The 15,798-nt window shown below is 64.1% G+C and carries 13 protein-coding genes; 6 read left to right on the forward strand and 7 right to left on the reverse strand.

What is annotated here, in order from left to right:
- Positions 1-70: 70 nt before the first annotated feature.
- The 3 genes from htpG to ACLD0W_RS15690 form a co-directional block, all read right to left on the reverse strand.
- A complete protein-coding gene (htpG, locus tag ACLD0W_RS15680; protein WP_410308425.1) occupies positions 71-1,951 on the reverse strand; it encodes a molecular chaperone HtpG in 1,881 nt (626 codons plus the stop codon).
- Between the two features lie 67 nt (positions 1,952-2,018).
- A complete protein-coding gene (locus ACLD0W_RS15685; RefSeq protein ID WP_410308426.1) occupies positions 2,019-2,924 on the reverse strand; it encodes a TIGR01777 family oxidoreductase in 906 nt (301 codons plus the stop codon).
- Positions 2,921-4,477 carry a hypothetical protein gene (locus tag ACLD0W_RS15690; protein ID WP_410308427.1) on the reverse strand — a complete coding sequence of 519 codons (1,557 nt, stop codon included), beginning with the start codon at positions 4,475-4,477 and terminating at the stop codon, positions 2,921-2,923. The genes ACLD0W_RS15685 and ACLD0W_RS15690 overlap by 4 nt, the downstream gene beginning before the upstream one ends.
- A gap of 408 nt (positions 4,478-4,885) precedes the next feature.
- Here ACLD0W_RS15690 and ACLD0W_RS15695 point away from each other — a divergent pair, with 408 nt between their 5' ends.
- From ACLD0W_RS15695 to ACLD0W_RS15720, 6 genes are all read left to right on the forward strand, one after another.
- Positions 4,886-5,077, forward strand: coding sequence for a PA3496 family putative envelope integrity protein (locus ACLD0W_RS15695; protein ID WP_410308428.1), 192 nt, complete (start codon positions 4,886-4,888; stop codon positions 5,075-5,077).
- A gap of 222 nt (positions 5,078-5,299) precedes the next feature.
- Positions 5,300-6,217, forward strand: a complete 918-nt coding sequence (locus ACLD0W_RS15700) for a LysR family transcriptional regulator (protein ID WP_410308429.1) — start codon at positions 5,300-5,302, stop codon at positions 6,215-6,217.
- A 248-nt stretch (positions 6,218-6,465) separates the two neighbouring features.
- A complete protein-coding gene (locus tag ACLD0W_RS15705) occupies positions 6,466-7,245 on the forward strand; it encodes an ABC transporter permease (RefSeq protein ID WP_410308430.1) in 780 nt (259 codons plus the stop codon).
- A 45-nt stretch (positions 7,246-7,290) separates the two neighbouring features.
- Positions 7,291-8,286, forward strand: a complete 996-nt coding sequence (locus ACLD0W_RS15710) for an ABC transporter substrate-binding protein (protein WP_410308431.1) — start codon at positions 7,291-7,293, stop codon at positions 8,284-8,286.
- Positions 8,287-8,300: 14 nt separating this feature from the next.
- Positions 8,301-9,134 (forward strand): ABC transporter ATP-binding protein, encoded by an 834-nt coding sequence (locus ACLD0W_RS15715; RefSeq protein WP_410308432.1) that lies wholly within the window; start codon positions 8,301-8,303, stop codon positions 9,132-9,134.
- Positions 9,131-10,825 (forward strand): carbon-nitrogen hydrolase family protein, encoded by a 1,695-nt coding sequence (locus ACLD0W_RS15720; protein WP_410308433.1) that lies wholly within the window; start codon positions 9,131-9,133, stop codon positions 10,823-10,825. Before ACLD0W_RS15715 ends, ACLD0W_RS15720 begins: the two co-directional genes overlap by 4 nt.
- Positions 10,826-10,917: 92 nt before the next feature.
- Here the strand turns inward: ACLD0W_RS15720 and sucD are convergent, their stop codons facing one another.
- The 4 genes from sucD to odhB all read right to left on the reverse strand — a co-directional run bounded on the left by sucD (position 10,918) and on the right by odhB (position 15,770).
- Positions 10,918-11,793 carry a succinate--CoA ligase subunit alpha gene (gene sucD, locus ACLD0W_RS15725; protein WP_138771890.1) on the reverse strand — a complete coding sequence of 292 codons (876 nt, stop codon included), beginning with the start codon at positions 11,791-11,793 and terminating at the stop codon, positions 10,918-10,920.
- Positions 11,790-12,959, reverse strand: a complete 1,170-nt coding sequence (gene sucC, locus ACLD0W_RS15730) for an ADP-forming succinate--CoA ligase subunit beta (protein WP_204427923.1) — start codon at positions 12,957-12,959, stop codon at positions 11,790-11,792. The genes sucD and sucC overlap by 4 nt, the downstream gene beginning before the upstream one ends.
- A gap of 96 nt (positions 12,960-13,055) precedes the next feature.
- The gene (lpdA, locus tag ACLD0W_RS15735) at positions 13,056-14,495 is read right to left on the reverse strand and encodes a dihydrolipoyl dehydrogenase (protein WP_410308434.1); all 1,440 of its coding nucleotides are present in this window, start codon (positions 14,493-14,495) and stop codon (positions 13,056-13,058) included.
- 15 nt (positions 14,496-14,510) lie between these two features.
- Positions 14,511-15,770: a 2-oxoglutarate dehydrogenase complex dihydrolipoyllysine-residue succinyltransferase gene (gene odhB / locus ACLD0W_RS15740; RefSeq protein WP_410308435.1), complete on the reverse strand. Its 1,260-nt coding sequence runs from the start codon at positions 15,768-15,770 to the stop codon at positions 14,511-14,513.
- Positions 15,771-15,798 lie beyond the last annotated feature (28 nt).

Below are 15,798 nucleotides of genomic sequence, written 5' to 3' on the forward strand. Positions count from 1 at the left end.
GCGCCCTGACAACGGGCCACGGCGCGCGGAAAATTTCCGGCATCATAGGACCTGCCGGAACAAAATGCGATCAGGCGCGCTCCGCCTGGGCCTGCAGCAGCCGGTTCAGGCGCCGGGCGGTGGCCGCCGGGTCCTTGGGCAGGCGGCCCTCGGCGAGCAGCGCCTGGTCCAGCAGCAGTTCCGCGATCTCATCGAAACCGGCCGGGTCCTCGATGCCCTGCAGCCGTTCCAGCAGCGGATGGCTCAGGTTCACCTCCAGGGCCGGCTTGCTCTCCGGCACCGTTTGGCCGGCGGCCTCCAGCATCTGGCGCAGCTGCGGCCCCAGTTCGTCCTCGCCGAGCACCAGGCAGGCCGGGGATTCCACCAGACGACCGGTGGGCCGTACCTCGGTGACCCGGTCGCCGAGGCTGGCGGCCAGCCGTTCGATCAGCGGGTTGTCCTGTTCGGCGGCCTTGGCCTCCTCCTCCCGGTCGTCCATGTCGAGCTGACCACGGGCGGCGTTGACCAGCTTTCTGCCCTGGTACTCGTCCAGGTAGTTGACCATCCACTCGTCCACCCGGCCGGTGAGCAGCAACACCTCACGGCCCTTCTTGCGGAACACCTCCAGATGGGGGCTGTTGCGCGCCGCGTCCAGATTGTCGGCGAGCAGGTAGTAGATTTTGTCCTGGCCCTCGCCGGCCCGCTCCAGGTAGCGGTCCAGGGAGACCGCGCCGGGGGTGGTGTCCTCGGTGGACGGGAAACGCAGCAGCGCGGCGATCGCTTCCCGGTTGTCCGGGTCCTCGCCGATGCCCTCTTTCAGCACTTCGCCGAACTGGGCCCAGAAGGTGGCGTATTGCTCATCGTCGTTGCCCAGTTTCTTGAGCATCTGCAGCACCCGCTTGGTGAGCGCGGCGCGGATCTTGCGCACCGGGCCGTAGTCCTGCAGCAGTTCGCGGCTCACGTTGAGCGGCAGGTTGGGCGCGTCGATCACGCCCTTGATAAAGCGCAGGTACATGGGCAGGAACTGTTCCGCGTCGTCCATGATGAACACGCGTTGCACGTACAACTTGAGCCCGCGGCTCGCTTCCCGGTGGTACAGATCAAAGGGCGCCCGGGCCGGTACGTACAGCAGGCTGGTGTATTCCAGCGCCCCCTCCACCTTGTTGTGGCTCCAGGTCAGGGCGTCCTGGAAATCGTGGCTGATGTGGCGGTAGAAATTCTGGTATTCCTCGTCGCTGACCTCGCTGCGCGGGCGCTGCCAAAGGGCGGTGGCGGAGTTGATGGTCTGCCATTCGCTTTCGCCCTGCTCGCCGTCCTCGCCGGTTTTCGCTTCGCTGGCCATGAGGATCGGGAACGCCACATGGTCGGAGTACTGCTGCACCACCGAGCGCACCTTGCCGGCGTCCAGAAACTCGCGGGCGTCCTCGCGCAGATGCAGCACCACGGCGGTGCCGCGCTGCTCGCGGGTCACCGTTTCCACGGTGAACTCACCCTGGCCGTCGCTCTCCCAGCGCACGCCCTGCTCCGCCGGCTCGCCGGCCCGGCGGCTGAACACTTCCACCCGATCGGCGACGATAAAGGCGGAATAGAACCCGACCCCGAACTGACCGATCAGCTGGGCGTCTTTTTTGCGGTCGCCGGTGAGGCTGGCCAGGAATTTCTCGGTGCCGGAGCGGGCGATGGTGCCCAGGTTGTCCACCGCGTCCTCGCGGGACATGCCGATGCCATTATCGGCGATGGTGAGGGTGCCGGCGTCCGGGTTCACCGTGAGCCGGATCCAGGGCGCCGGATCGTTTTCCATCAGGCTGTCGTCGTCGAGCGCCTGGAAGCGCAGTTTGTCGCAGGCATCGGAGGCATTGGAAATCAGCTCACGCAGGAAGATTTCCCGGTTGCTGTAGAGGGAATGCACCATCAGGTGCAGCAGGCGGGATACTTCCGCCTGGAAACCACGGGTTTCGCGGTCCTGACTCATCGTTTTGTTCTCCACCAGAAATCAGTGTGTACGGCTGGCTGCAAAGATTGGCCCGCGGCGCCGGATTTCAAGAGTCGCCGACCAGATCGGCCAGGGCGTCTTCCAGCCGCGGGTAACGGAAACTGAAGCCCTGGTCCTCCAGGCGCCGGGGGTAGACCCGCTGACCGCCCAGCAGCATGCCGGACAGCTCGCCCAGGGCCAGCTTGAGCAGCGGCGCCGGGGCCACCCAGGGGGCGGGCCGGTGCACGGCGGCGGCCAGGGCCCGGTGGAAATGCCGCTGGGTCACGGGGTGCGGCGCGGTGGCGTTGAACACGCCCTCCACCGCCGGGTTCTCCAGGGCGCGCAGCAGGATGGTGGTCATGTCGTGCAGGTGGATCCAGCTCAGCCACTGGGCGCCGTTGCCCAGCCGGGCGCCCAGCCCCAGCCGGTAGACCGGCAGCAGCTTGGCGAGCATGCCGCCGTCGCGGCCCAGCACCACCCCGGTACGGATCAGGCACAGGCGCATCTCCAGGCGCTGGGCCTCGCGGGCGGTTTGTTCCCAGGTATCGCAGAGCCGGTAGCCGAAATCCTTGCGGCGGGCGGAACTGTGCTCGGTGAGCTCGGCGTCGCCGGCGTCGCCGTAGAAGCCCACCGCGGAACCGCTGACCAGCACCGGCGGGGTGTGCTCCAGCCGCCGGCAAAGGGACACCACCGCCCGGGTGGTGTGGATGCGCGACGCCATCAGGCGGTCCTTGCGCGGCGCCGTCCAGCGGCCGGCGAACAGGTTCTCGCCGGCCAGATTGACGATACCGCCCAGGATCTCGCCCCGGTCGATCTCGTCCAGGGAGGCCACCACCCGGGTGTCCGGCGGCAACAGCGGGCGGGCCCGGGCCGGGCGGCGGCTCAGCACCACCGGTTGGTGGCCCTGACGGACCAATCGGGCGCACAGCGCGCTGCCGATAAAGCCGCTGCCGCCGGTGACCAGAACCTTCATGGCGTCTCCTTGAGGGTCTCGATGTCCTCGATGGGGAAGAAGTACTCCATACTGCCCGCTCCCATCGGCACCGCCAAGGTCAGCCGCCGCTGATCCAGCGCCCGCAATATTCCCTGGCGACGCTCGCCGCTGGTCAGGGTGACCGTGACCCGGCGGCCGATCCACTGTTCGGCGCCGGCCAGGGTGGCCGGGCCGTCGGCGCCGTCACTGTCCGGGGACACCGGGTCGCCCTCGCCCACCGGTTCGTCGTGCGGCGCCACCAGCCGGGTGCCGTCGCCGAGGCGCACCGCCGCCACCCGCTCCGCCGCCAGGGTCAGCTCCACCTGCCCGGCGCCGATCCGGCGGCTCAGCCACAACCGGTCCTCGGCCACCCGGACCAGTTGCCCGTCATGGGTCTGCCCGCCCGCTTCGATCACCGTCACCGACTCACCGATGTGCGCGGAAAGCTCGTCAAAGCGGGCCAGCCGGCGCTCCGTCGACGGTGCCGAGCGGTCCGGGGAAGTGGCGCCGGCACCGCCGGAATCGGCGGCCTCGCCGCTCTGATCGTCGAGCACCTGGCGGTCCAGGGTCCCGGGGGTCACCGCCCAGCCCGCCGGGCTTTCTTCCAGGGTCATACGGCGCCGCTCCACGGTGCCGCCGCGCAGCACCACCCGGGCCTGCACCTGGCCGTGGCCGTCGGCGCGACGCAGATTGACGTTTTCCACCACCACCCGCTCCACCGCGCCATCGGGATACTGGGTGCGCAGGTACTGCCGGGCCACCCAGGCCAGGGTGTCCGGATGGTCGAAGAACAGATCCACGGCGCCGTCCCGGTAGCGCAGGTGATCGGCGTGGGCGGTGAAGTTGCCCACCAGATAGCTCTGCCGGGCGTCCGGCAGCAGCAGTTGCAGGGTGCCGCTGAAGCGGCCCTCGCCGAGGGGCGCCAGGGCCAGCTCCAGCCGGTAACCACCGTGGAAGATACGGGTCTCCGGATAGCGACGGCCCTCCGGGGTCCAGGACAGATGCAGCGCCGGGCCGTCGGTCTGGCCCGGGTCCACCAGCAGGGTGCGACGCTCGTCGATGTCTTCCCCCTGCCAGCCCAGCAGAACGCTCAGCGAGCGTTCGGGAAGAAAACCCTCCCCTTCCTGCACGCTCAGCACGCCATTGATCAGCGTCACCCGGGCGGTGGGATCCAGTGCGGTGCCGTGCAGGCGCCCGCTCAGCGGCCGGCCCTCGCCCCGGGCGATCAACAGGCTGGCCTGGGGGGATTGCACGAAGGCGCTGGCCGACGTCTCCTTGGCGCCGCGCAATACCTGCCCCGGCGCCACCGCCGGCGCCAGCACCACCCGCTGCAGATAGAACAGGCCGGCGCCGCTGAGCAGGCACACCAGCCCCAACACCCGCAGCAGTGCCAGCAGGCCGTAGCTGTCCCAGTGCCCCTGAACCTGGCGCCAGCCGGCCAGCGGCAGCAGAAACAGCAGCGTACTGTGGCCCTGGGACGCGGCCCGTCTGACCAGCCCCGCCGTGGCCATGATCAACAGGCTGAGGCCGACCACGATAAGCCATTCGGACATGTTGTTCTGTTCTCCCCACTGCGCCCGGCGACGCTCCCGGCCCAGCTTACAAAGGGCAACGGGCGCAATCCACCGTTTCACCGGCCGTCGGCCGCCCCCGCGCGCCGGGCTTTGACGGCGGTCACAATGGCGCCGGCCACGGGCGGCGCGGGCCGGCGCACGGGCGTGACCGGAGCCGCTTTTCCAGTCATCGGATTTCATCAAAAAAGGCTTGTCTGGACGAAAATCAGACGTTATATAGGCGCTGAGGTGATCAGGAAAACGACCGGCGACGAAGGCACTCAGCACCGCGCCGTCCGGTTCGGCTCCTTGGCACCCGGTTGTTTGAGGCCGTTCCCCCATTTCCCGAAGGAGGCGACCATGAGTAACCGACGCGCTGAGACAGACTATGAGTCGGATGAACTACTGATGAATGATGACTATGAAGTGGATGACGACCTGGAAGAGGATGTCCAGGAGGAAAAGGCGACCCGTGCCCGCGGTTTCAATATGGACATGCGCCATCGCATCGAGGATCGGTTGGAGGAACGTCGTCTCAAGCGCGAGCTGAACGACTACGATTTCTTCGGGCTGGAGGATGACGAGGACGTGTTGCACTGACGGTTTCCTGAAAGCATCAGTGGCGCTCACCCGCCGCTGATGCTGAAAATGTCGCCCGGGGCCCGGCGTCTCCGAGCGATACCCGGTTTACGCTGCCACGCCGCCGTCTTTTTTTCTTTATCGCCAACGGCCCGACCCGAGGAACACCGGCGGGCAAGCATTGCGCTGCCCGCCCTGGTCACTTAACGTTGTGCATTCCGACCCCGATACGAACCCGCCGCCTTGCGACACCGTTATAATTGGAACGACATCACCTATTTTCTCGCCGTGGCCCGGGAACGCAGTCTGGTGCGGGCGGCGGAGAAATTGCGTGTCGACCACACCACGGTGAGCCGGCGCATTCGTGAGCTGGAAACGCGCCTCAACGCCAGCCTGTTCACGCGCAGTAAAACCGGCTTCAAGCTGACCGAAACCGGCTACCGTTTGTTGCGCTACGCGGAAGGGATGGAGGCTCAGGCCAACGCCATCGCCGAGGAAATCGGCATTACCGGCGCCGACGCCAGCGGTTCGGTGCGCATCGCCACCATGGAAGGGTTGGGCAGCTTCTATCTGACCCAGTGTCTGCCGGACCTGCGGAGCCGCCATCCATCGATCCAGATCGATCTGATCACCGACTCCCTGCTGTTGGATCTCAGCCGCCGCGAGGCCGACCTGTTCGTCACCTTTTCCAAACCCACCGGGCGCAGGTTATCGATCCGCAAGATCGGGGAGTTCAAGGTGTCGCTGTTCGCCGCGCGCGACTATCTGGACCGGCAGGGCATGCCCACCAGCATCGCCGCCCTGAACGACCATGTCTTTATCGACTTCATCGACGAACTGGTACAGGTCAGCGAGAATCGCTGGCTGTCCGATATTTTCCGGCCCCACCATCTGGCGTTCCGATCAACCAGTCTGGTGGCCCAGTACATGAGCGTTTGCAATGGCCTGGGCATCGCCATGCTCCCCTCGTTCATCGCCGCCGGTAACCGCGACCTGGTACCGATTCTGCCCAAGCTGTTCGCGGTTCGGGATATCTGGCTCTCCGCCCACGAGGATTTTCTTCACGTGGCACGCATCAAGGCGGTCATGGCCTTCCTTGAAAGCCGGGTGAATCAGGACAAGGACCTGCTTATGCCCGGTGTCGCCCCCGGTACGCCCTGACCAAGACAACCTCCCCCGTCCCACCTGACGATCCAGCCGGTCCCGATCTGGCCGGCGTTTTGCATATTAACATTTGAGGTGAACCACAGGTTGCGCCAAACGCACCGTCGCGGCCATCTGTGCATTTTTACAGGTTCATCTGCAACATTCGCCATTTAAATATGTAATTGCAACCTATAGCGTTCTTACCAGGCCGCCACGCACCTATTCCGGCGTCCCCCATGAGAAGACAGGCAACCGATATGGCAATGAAATTCCCTTCCTTCCCGGGCCCCCGTTCCCGACAGCTGCTTCGCCCCGCCGTGGGACCGGCGCTGTTGTTGCTGATCTGGTGGCTGGCCTTCGCCGGCGATCTGGTGACCAACGACCTGCTGCCTTCACCCTTCGCGACCCTGGCGGACACCGGCGTGGCCATTGCCCACGGCGACATGGTGCACGACTTCACCCAGACGCTGATTCGGGTGTGCTACTCCATCGGCATCGCCATCGTGCTGGGCCTGCCCATCGGCATCGTGCTGGGATCCAACAAAAAGCTCTACCAGTCCGTGGAATTCCTGGTCGACTTCTTCCGTTCCATGCCGGCCACCGCCATGTTCCCCCTGTTTCTGCTGCTGTTCGGCCTCGGCGATATCGCCAAGATCGCCGTGGCGGCGTTCGCCGCCTGCCTGGTGATCATTTTCAATGTGGCCTATGGGGTCATGAACGCACGTCAGACCCGTATTCAGGCAGCGCGCTCCATGGGTGCATCGACGGGCCGTATTTTTCTCGACGTCATCTTCTTTGAAACCCTGCCGCAAACCTTTGTCGGCCTGCGCAACAGCGTTTCCATCGCCCTGGTGGTCATCATCGTCGCGGAAATGTTCATCGGCGCCGTGGACGGGCTGGGGCATCGCATCATCGACGCACAGATTTCCTACCAACTGACCGACATGTACGGCTCGATCCTGATCGCCGGCGCCATGGGCTACGGACTTAATCTGGCGTTGCTGCTGATTGAGCGAGCCGTGGTGCACTGGTCGGGCCGCTGATCCTTATTGAAGAACCCCACGCCAACCATCTGGAGAATCCGGACCATGAACAAGCTTCTTGTTATAGCCACCTCCTCCGTCCTTGCCCTGCTCGCGGCGAACGCCCAGGCCGCCTGCGACAAGATGGAGAAAGTCACCGCGGCCTGGCTGCCGATCATGCAGACCACCGCTTACTACGTGGCGTTGGAAGAGGGCCTGTTTGAGAAGGCCTGCATCGACATCGACTCCCAGAAAATGGAATCGCCCAACCACATCATTGATGCGCTGGTGGGCGGACGTGCCGACTTCGGTCCTCCCGGCGCGGCGGCCGGCATCGCCATGCTGGCCGAATCCAGGTTTCCCGGCACCTTCAAGGTGTTCGGTCTGCAGGGCGGCGGTATCGCCGTCAACCGCATCAATGACGGCCTGATCGTGGCCCCGGATAGCGACATCAGCGGCTTCGCCGACCTGAAAGGCAAAAGCCTGGGCCATGTTCCCGGTATCCAATGGCGCACCATCTCCCGGCATATGGTCAGGGCGGCCGGCCTCGACCCGGACAAGGACGTGCAACTGACGGATCTGGCCGTGGCCATGCAGGTTCCGGCCGTGGCCGGCGGCAGCGTGGACGCCACCCTTTCGCTCGAGCCGGTGGGCTCCATCGCGGTGGCCTCCGGGAAAGCAAAACGCGCCGTGACCAATCCGGTGGCGTCGGTGATCGCCGACCCCTTCTATTCCGGTGCCGCGGTCCTCACCACCCGGTTTATCGAACAACGTCCGGAAGTGGCCCGCAAGGTGGTCGAAGTGATTGATCAGGCCACCGATCTGGTCAACGCGGACTTCGATAAGTACAAGGCGATTCTGCCGAAGTACACCGCCATCCGGGATTCGCAATTGGATCTTCTCGCTCAACCCTATCTGCGCCCCTTCCACGACCTCAACGAAACGGACCTGAATTCCTACCAGGCCTTTGTTGATGTGTTCGTTCAGGAAGGCGTGCTCAAGGAGCCCATGGATATTCGCGAAAAGATGCTCAAGCCGGCGGACCTGGCGGGCAAACCGTGAGCGGATCGGTCGCCATGAACAATCCATCAAGCGCCCCGGGGCAATCGCCCGGGCGCCGTAAGCTGATCACCATCGAGGGTCTGCGCAAATCGTTCGGCGCCGCCACCGTCTACGACGGTCTGGACCTGACCCTGCCCCAGGGACAGTTCATCTCGATCTTCGGCCCCAACGGCTGCGGCAAAAGCACGCTGATCAATATGATCTCCGGCCTTTTACCCATGGACGCCGGCCGGGTGTTGTACGACGGCCAGACCATCCGTGAGACCCGTATTTCGTATGTGTTCCAGAACTATCGGGAAGCCCTGTTCCCCTGGCTGAGGGCCATCGACAACATTCACTATCCCCTCAAGGTCATGAGGATGGGAAAGCGCCAGCGCGATGAGCGGGTCGAGAAGCTGCTGGCGGAGTTCGATATTCGCATCGATCTCAATGCCTATCCCTATCAGCTTTCCGGCGGCCAGCAGCAGACCGTGTCGATTCTGCGCGCCCTGGTGACCAATCCGGAAATTCTGTTCCTCGATGAGCCGTTTTCCGCCCTCGACTACGAAATGACGCTGTTCATGCGCGAGCAGATTCAGAAGATCTATATGAAGACCGGCACCACCACTTTGCTGGTGTCCCATGACCTCGAGGAAGCGATCCAGCTTTCCGACAAGGTGATCCTGCTGACCCGCCGCCCCACCCAGGTGGCGGAGATCGTCGACATCAATCTGCCCTGGCCCCGCACCACCGCGCTGACCACGGACCCCGCCTTTGTCGACCTGAAGCGCCACTGCCTGGACGTGTTCTGGCGCGAGGTATCAAGTGCCCCTCAACAAGCCCCTTCGAAGCGGAGAGAAACACAATGAGTAAAGGCTGCTTTCGCGCCGCCGCGGTCCAGACCCTGGCGGTCCTCGGCGACTATAAAAGCAATATTGAAATCGCCACGCACTATGTGGAAGAGGCGGTCCGGCAAGGCGCGGAGTTGATCGTCTTCCCGGAGTGCATGGACACCGGCTATCTGTTCGACAGCGCGGAGCACGCCCGGGAACTGGCGGAAACCGTGACCGATGGCCCCTTTGTTTCGGCGCTTTCATCGCTGGCCAGGGAACATGGTGTCTATATCGCCAGCGGCATCACCGAATGGGATCCGGTCAGTGAGCGCGTGTTCAATTCCGGCGTGATGTTTGACCGCCAGGGAGAACTGGTCTGCCACTACCAAAAACAGTTTCTCGCCACCCACGACCAGAACTGGTTCGAGTTCGGCGAGCGCGGCTGTCCGGTGGTGGACACCGACCTGGGCCGTATCGGCCTGTTGATCTGCTTCGATGGGCGCATTCCGGAGATTTTCCGGTCCATGGCTCTGCAAGGCGCTGAAATCATCGTCGACATGGCCAATTTCTTCACCATGGACCAGGCCGATGTCTGGGGCCCCGCTCGAGCTTACGAAAACGGGCTCTGGCTGGTGGCCGCCACCAAAGCCGGCTACGAACGATCAATCTACTACCCCGGCGGCAGCATGATCGCCGACCCGAATGGCCGTGTGGTTTCCAAGGTGCCCTACGACACCCATGGCCTGGCGGTCGCCACCATTGAACCGTCCGCCGCCCGTAACAAGGCGATCTACAGCCGCAACGATAAAATCGCCGACCGCCGTCCCGATACCTATGGGCGCATGACCCTGCCGTATGCGGAATCATCGGTGGCCAGGCTCGCCGAAACGCCGATCGTGCCCTCCAAGGCCACCAGTAAGGTGGCCGCGGTGCAGATGCACGTCACCCGCCCGGGCCGTAACGGTGACACCGCGTCGTTGCGGGACACCCTGGATATGGTCAGCCATGGCGCCAAGCTGGGCATCAATGTCATGGTGCTGCCGGAATACGCGCTCTGTGAGCAGTGGCTGCCCACCGCTGAGCATGCGCGGCTGCTGGCCGACCAAACCGATGCCGCGATCAAGGCCATCGGCGCCATCACCACGGCCTACGGCTGCATGGTCGCCCTGCCCACCGTGGAACGGGAGGGCGACAGGCTCTATTCCACCACCTTCTTGATTGGCACCGATGGCCAGGTGGCCGGGAAGTATCGCAAGGTGCATTTAAGTGCCGAGGAACGCGAGTGGGCCGAGCCCGGCACTGACTACCCGGTGTTCGAGACCCGGTTCGGGCGCCTGGGCATCATGGCCGGCTACGACGCCCTCTTTCCGGAATCCTCGCGCTGCCTGGCCATCGACGGCGCCGACATTATTCTCTGGCCGGCCAGTCTGCGCGAGCCCCAGGAACGGGAGCTTATCGCCATTCCGCGGGCCGAGGACAACCGGGTGGTGGTGGTACTGGCCAATCGCTGTGACAGCCCCTACCCCGGCGGCAGTCTGGTCATCCCGGCCACCGGCTTTCCGCTGTGGGATATCAATCAGGTGGCGCCCCGGGTCGGCAAACTCGGCGTGGTGATGCCCATGCACGTCGACCTGGCGGTGTGCCGGCAAAAGCAGATGATTCCCAAAGTGGACATGTTCGCCAATCGGTTGGTGGAAACCTATGGCCCAATCGTGGCCGGTGCCTGACAACCCGGGCTTTGATACTCGCGGCAAGCATCTCCGCCCACAAAAAAAGCCCGCCGGATGGCGGGCTTTTTTATGGTGAGGAAGGTGCTGACTTACCAGCCAGTGGCCTTCTTCACGCCCTCGCCGATTTCGGCGGGGTTACGGACGGTGACCACACCGGCCGCTTCCAGGGCGGCGAACTTCTCGTCCGCGGTGCCCTTGCCACCGGCGATGATCGCGCCGGCGTGGCCCATGCGTTTGCCCGGGGGCGCGGTGACACCGGCGATGTAGCTGACCACCGGCTTGGTCACGTGCTCCTTGATGTAGGCCGCCGCTTCATCTTCCGCGGTACCGCCGATCTCACCCACCATGACGATGGCTTCGGTCTGCGGATCGTTCTGGAACATTTCCAGCGCGTCGATGAAGGTGGTGCCCGGGATCGGGTCGCCGCCGATACCGATGCAGGTGGACTGACCGTAACCCAGTTTGGTGGTCTGGTTGACCGCCTCGTAGGTCAGGGTGCCGGAGCGGGACACGATGCCCACCTTGCCCGGCTTGTGAATGTGACCGGGCATGATGCCGATCTTGCATTCACCGGGGGTGATCACACCGGGGCAGTTCGGGCCGATGAGGCGCACATTGCCCTTGCGGACGATGTATTCCTTCACGTACAGCATGTCCAGGGCGGGAATGCCCTCGGTGATGCAGACGATCAGCTCGATGCCGGCGTCGGCGGCCTCGATGATGGAGTCCTTGCAAAACGCCGCCGGTACGTAGATCACGGAAGCGGTGGCGCCGGTTTCCTTGACCGCGTCGGCCACGGTGTTGAAGACCGGCAGGCCCAGATGGGTCTGGCCGCCCTTGCCCGGGGTCACGCCGCCGACCATCTTGGTACCGTACTCAATGGCCTGTTCGGAGTGGAAGGTGCCCTGGCTGCCGGTGAAACCCTGGCAGATCACCTTGGTGTTCTTGTCGATCAATACGCTCATTTGGCACCTCCCGCGGCTTTCACCACCTGTTCGGCGGCGTCGTCAAAACTCTTGGCGGCAATGATGTTCATGCCGCTGTCGGCCAGCTTCTTGGCGCCCAGTTCGGCGTTGTTGCCTTCCAGACGCACCACCACCGGCACTTCGACGCCCACTTCTTCCACGGCGCCGATGATGCCTTCGGCGATCAGGTCACAACGGACGATACCGCCGAAGATGTTGACCAGAACCGCTTGCACCTGGTCGTCGGAGAGGATGATCTTGAACGCTTCGGTGACGCGCTCCTTGGTGGCGCCACCGCCCACGTCCAGGAAGTTGGCGGGCTGGCCGCCTTTCAGCTTGACCAGGTCCATCGTGCCCATGGCCAGGCCGGCGCCGTTGACCATGCAACCGATGTTGCCTTCCAGAGCCACGTAGTTCAGTTCCCACTCGGCGGCGCGACGCTCGCGCTCGTCTTCCTGGGAGGGGTCTTCCAGAGCCTTGATGTCCGGGTGACGGAACAGCGCGCTGCCGTCCACGTTGATCTTGGCGTCCAGGCAGTGCAGATCGCCCTGCTCGGTGATCACCAGCGGGTTCACTTCGATCAGCGCCAGGTCTTTATCGTCGAACAGTTTGGCCAGACCGGTGAAGATCTTGGCGAACTGACCGACCTGCTTGCCTTCCAGGCCCAGCTGGAACGCGATCTGACGGGCCTGGTAGGGCTGCGCGCCGACCAGCGGGTCCACTTCCGCCTTGAGAATTTTTTCCGGGGTTTCCTCGGCGACTTTCTCGATTTCCACGCCGCCCTCGGTGGACGCCATGAACACCACCCGGCGGGTGGCGCGGTCGAGTACCGCGCTCAGGTACAGTTCCCGGGCGATGTCGGTGCAGGTTTCCACCAGGATCTTGGAGACCGGCTGACCGTGCTCATCGGTCTGGAACGTGACCAGACGCTGGCCCAGCCATTTCTTGGCGAATTCCGCCGCTTCCTCGGGGCTGTCGACCAGCTTCACACCGCCGGCCTTACCACGGCCACCAGCGTGTACCTGGGCCTTGACGACCCATTTGTCGCCACCGATTTCCTTCGCCTTGGCGGCCACCTCTTCAGGGGTGTCGCAGGCGAATCCCTTGGAAACCGGCAGGCCGTAATCAGCAAACAGCTGTTTAGACTGATACTCGTGGAGATTCATGCCTTAACTTCCATCAAATGTCTGTGGATAGCGCTCCCGGCGCAAAATCGGGGCCGCGCCGGGCCCCGACCGGATCAGGGCCCGTGCACGCGGGCCTTACTTCTTGCGGCGGCGTTGCGCTACGTGAATGGCTTTGTAGTCCGCGGCCAGAGCGGCCTCGTGGACGGTCTCGGAGAGGCTCGGGTGGCCGAATACCATGAGCTGCAGATCCTCGATGCTGGCGCCGAATTCCATCGCCACCACACCTTGTTGAATCAGCTCGGAAGCCTGCGGGCCGAGCACATGCATGCCCAGCACGCGGTCGGTCTTCTCGTCCACCACGAACTTCACCAGCCCGGCCGGTTCGCCGGCGGCCAGCGCACGGCCATTGGCGGCGAAGGGCACGGCACCGATCTTGTACGGTTCGCCGGATTCCTTCACCTCTTCCTCGGTTTTACCCACCCAGGCCACTTCCGGATGGGTATAAATGACGCCGGGCACGGCATCGTAATTCACCTGGGTATGTTCCCCGGCGATCACTTCCGCCACCATCACGCCCTCTTCGATGGCCTTGTGAGCCAGGGCGGGACCGCGCACCAGATCGCCGATGGCGTAAACGCCGGGCACATCGGTGCGGCACTGGTTGTCCACGTAAATGAAATTACGCTCGTCCAGGGTGACACCGGCGTCCTGGCTGAGCAGGCCCTCGGTGTACGGACGGCGGCCCACCGCCACGATCAAACGATCGAAGGTTTCCTCGTGCTCTCCGTCTTTATCTGTATAGGTGACGCGCACGGAGTTCTTGTTTTTCTTGGACGCAGTGACCCGGGCACCGAGCTTGATGTCGAGTCCCTGCTTGGTAAACAGTTTCTGGGCTTCCTTGGAGATCTGCTTGTCCACCGCCGGCAGGAAGGTATCGACCGCTTCCAGCACGGTCACTTCGCTGCCCAGGCGCGACCAGACGCTGCCCAGTTCCAGGCCGATGATACCGGCGCCGATCACGCCCAGTTTCTTGGGCACGGAATCGAATTCCAGGGCACCGGTGGAATCAACGATGATCTTCTGGTCCACCTCGGCGGGGGGAATCTCCACCGGCACGGAGCCGGCGGCGAGAATCACGTTGTCCGCTTCCAGGGTCTGCTCGTCGCCCTCGTTGGGGGTGAACACCACCTGCTTGTTGGCCTTGAGCTGGCCGGAACCCTGCAGCCAGGTCACCTTGTTGGCCTGGAACAGGGACGCCACGCCACCGGTGAGCTGCAGGACCACTTTGTCCTTGCGCTCCTGCATGGCCTTCACGTCGATGTCCAGCTTGCCCACCTTGATGCCGTGATCGGCGAAGGCGCCTTCGGCTTCGTGGTACTTCCAGGACGAATCCAGCAGCGCCTTGGACGGAATGCAGCCCACGTTCAGGCAGGTGCCGCCCAGGGCCGGCTTGCCCTGCTTGTTGATGCGCTTTTCGATGCAGGCGGTTTTGTAACCGAGCTGCGCGGCGCGGATCGCGGCCACGTAGCCGCCCGGTCCACCGCCGATGACGATGACGTCGTATTTGTCACTCATAACCTATCCCTTTGTTCAGATGTCCAGCAGCAGACGGGCCGGATCCTCGATGAAGTTCTTCACGGTGACCAGGAACTGCACCGCTTGCTTGCCGTCGATCAGGCGGTGGTCATAGGACAGCGCCAGATACATCATCGGCAGAATCTCCACCTTGCCGTCCACGGCCATGGGCCGTTCCTGGATCTTGTGCATGCCCAGGATGGCGGTCTGCGGCGGATTGAGAATCGGCATGGACATCAGCGAGCCGAACACCCCGCCGTTGGAGATGGTGAAGGTGCCGCCGGTCATCTCGTCGATGGACAGCTTGCCCTTCTGGGCTTTCTGGCCGTAGTCGATGATCTGGGACTCCACTTCCGCCAGACCCTTCTGGTCGGCGTCGCGCACCACCGGTACCACCAGGCCGCGCTCGGTGGACACCGCCACGCCCACGTCGTAGTAACCGTGGTAGACCACGTCGTCACCGTCGATGGAGGCGTTCACTTCCGGGTAGCGCTTGAGCGCTTCCACGCAGGCGCGGGTAAAGAAGCCCATGAAGCCCAGACGCACGCCGTGGGCCTTCTCGAAGGCGTCCTTGTAGTTCTTGCGCATGTCCATGATCGGCTTCATGTTGACCTCGTTGAAGGTGGTCAACATGGCCGCGTTCTGCTGGGCGGACACCAGCCGCTCGGCGATGCGCTTGCGCAGACGGGTCATCGGCACGCGGCGCTCTTCGCGCTCGCCGGGCTCCGCCTCGGGGATCGGCGCCGCTTTCGATTCGGAAGAAGAGGACGCCGGCTTCTCCTGGCGGTTGGCCAGGGCCTTCTCCACGTCTTCCTTGGTGATGCGGCCGTCGCGGCCGGTGCCTTTCACGTCACCGGCGGACAGACCGTGCTCGCTCATCATCTTGCGCGCGGCCGGGCCGGCCTGGGCGTCGTCGTCACCGCCCCCGGCGTCGGCGGGCTCGCTCTTGGCTTCCGCCTTCTGCTGGTCGGCTTTGGCGTCGTCCTTGCCGTCGTCCTTGCTCTCTTCCTGCTTGGCGTCACCGCCGCCGGCGCCGCTGCCGGCTTCCAGGGAGCCCAGGACTTCCTGGCTTTCCACGGTGTCGCCTTCGTCCTTGAGGATCTTGCCCACCACGCCGTCGCTGGGGGCCACTACCTCGAGGACCACCTTGTCGGTTTCGATGTCCACCAGCAGCTCGTCACGTTTGACCGCCTCGCCTTCTTTCTTGTGCCAGGTGGCCACGGTGCCGTCCGCCACGGATTCCGGAAACTGTGGGGCTTTGATTTCTGTCGCCATGCTGATTCCTTAAACCCTTTTCGGTTCG

This window comes from Alloalcanivorax sp. C16-1, from assembly GCF_046507805.1.
Lineage (GTDB): Bacteria > Pseudomonadota > Gammaproteobacteria > Pseudomonadales > Alcanivoracaceae > Alloalcanivorax.

What these genes read in the sequence shown, in the direction of transcription:
- htpG (WP_410308425.1), bottom strand. Translation starts at nt 1,951, where the DNA reads ATGAGTCAGGACCGCGAAACCCGTGGTTTCCAGGCGGAAGTATCCCGC.
- ACLD0W_RS15685 (WP_410308426.1), bottom strand. Translation starts at nt 2,924, where the DNA reads ATGAAGGTTCTGGTCACCGGCGGCAGCGGCTTTATCGGCAGCGCGCTG.
- ACLD0W_RS15690 (WP_410308427.1), bottom strand. Translation starts at nt 4,477, where the DNA reads ATGTCCGAATGGCTTATCGTGGTCGGCCTCAGCCTGTTGATCATGGCC.
- ACLD0W_RS15695 (WP_410308428.1), top strand. Translation starts at nt 4,886, where the DNA reads ATGAATGATGACTATGAAGTGGATGACGACCTGGAAGAGGATGTCCAG.
- ACLD0W_RS15705 (WP_410308430.1), top strand. Translation starts at nt 6,466, where the DNA reads ATGAAATTCCCTTCCTTCCCGGGCCCCCGTTCCCGACAGCTGCTTCGC.
- ACLD0W_RS15710 (WP_410308431.1), top strand. Translation starts at nt 7,291, where the DNA reads ATGAACAAGCTTCTTGTTATAGCCACCTCCTCCGTCCTTGCCCTGCTC.
- ACLD0W_RS15715 (WP_410308432.1), top strand. Translation starts at nt 8,301, where the DNA reads ATGAACAATCCATCAAGCGCCCCGGGGCAATCGCCCGGGCGCCGTAAG.
- ACLD0W_RS15720 (WP_410308433.1), top strand. Translation starts at nt 9,131, where the DNA reads ATGAGTAAAGGCTGCTTTCGCGCCGCCGCGGTCCAGACCCTGGCGGTC.
- sucD (WP_138771890.1), bottom strand. Translation starts at nt 11,793, where the DNA reads ATGAGCGTATTGATCGACAAGAACACCAAGGTGATCTGCCAGGGTTTC.
- sucC (WP_204427923.1), bottom strand. Translation starts at nt 12,959, where the DNA reads ATGAATCTCCACGAGTATCAGTCTAAACAGCTGTTTGCTGATTACGGC.
- lpdA (WP_410308434.1), bottom strand. Translation starts at nt 14,495, where the DNA reads ATGAGTGACAAATACGACGTCATCGTCATCGGCGGTGGACCGGGCGGC.
- odhB (WP_410308435.1), bottom strand. Translation starts at nt 15,770, where the DNA reads ATGGCGACAGAAATCAAAGCCCCACAGTTTCCGGAATCCGTGGCGGAC.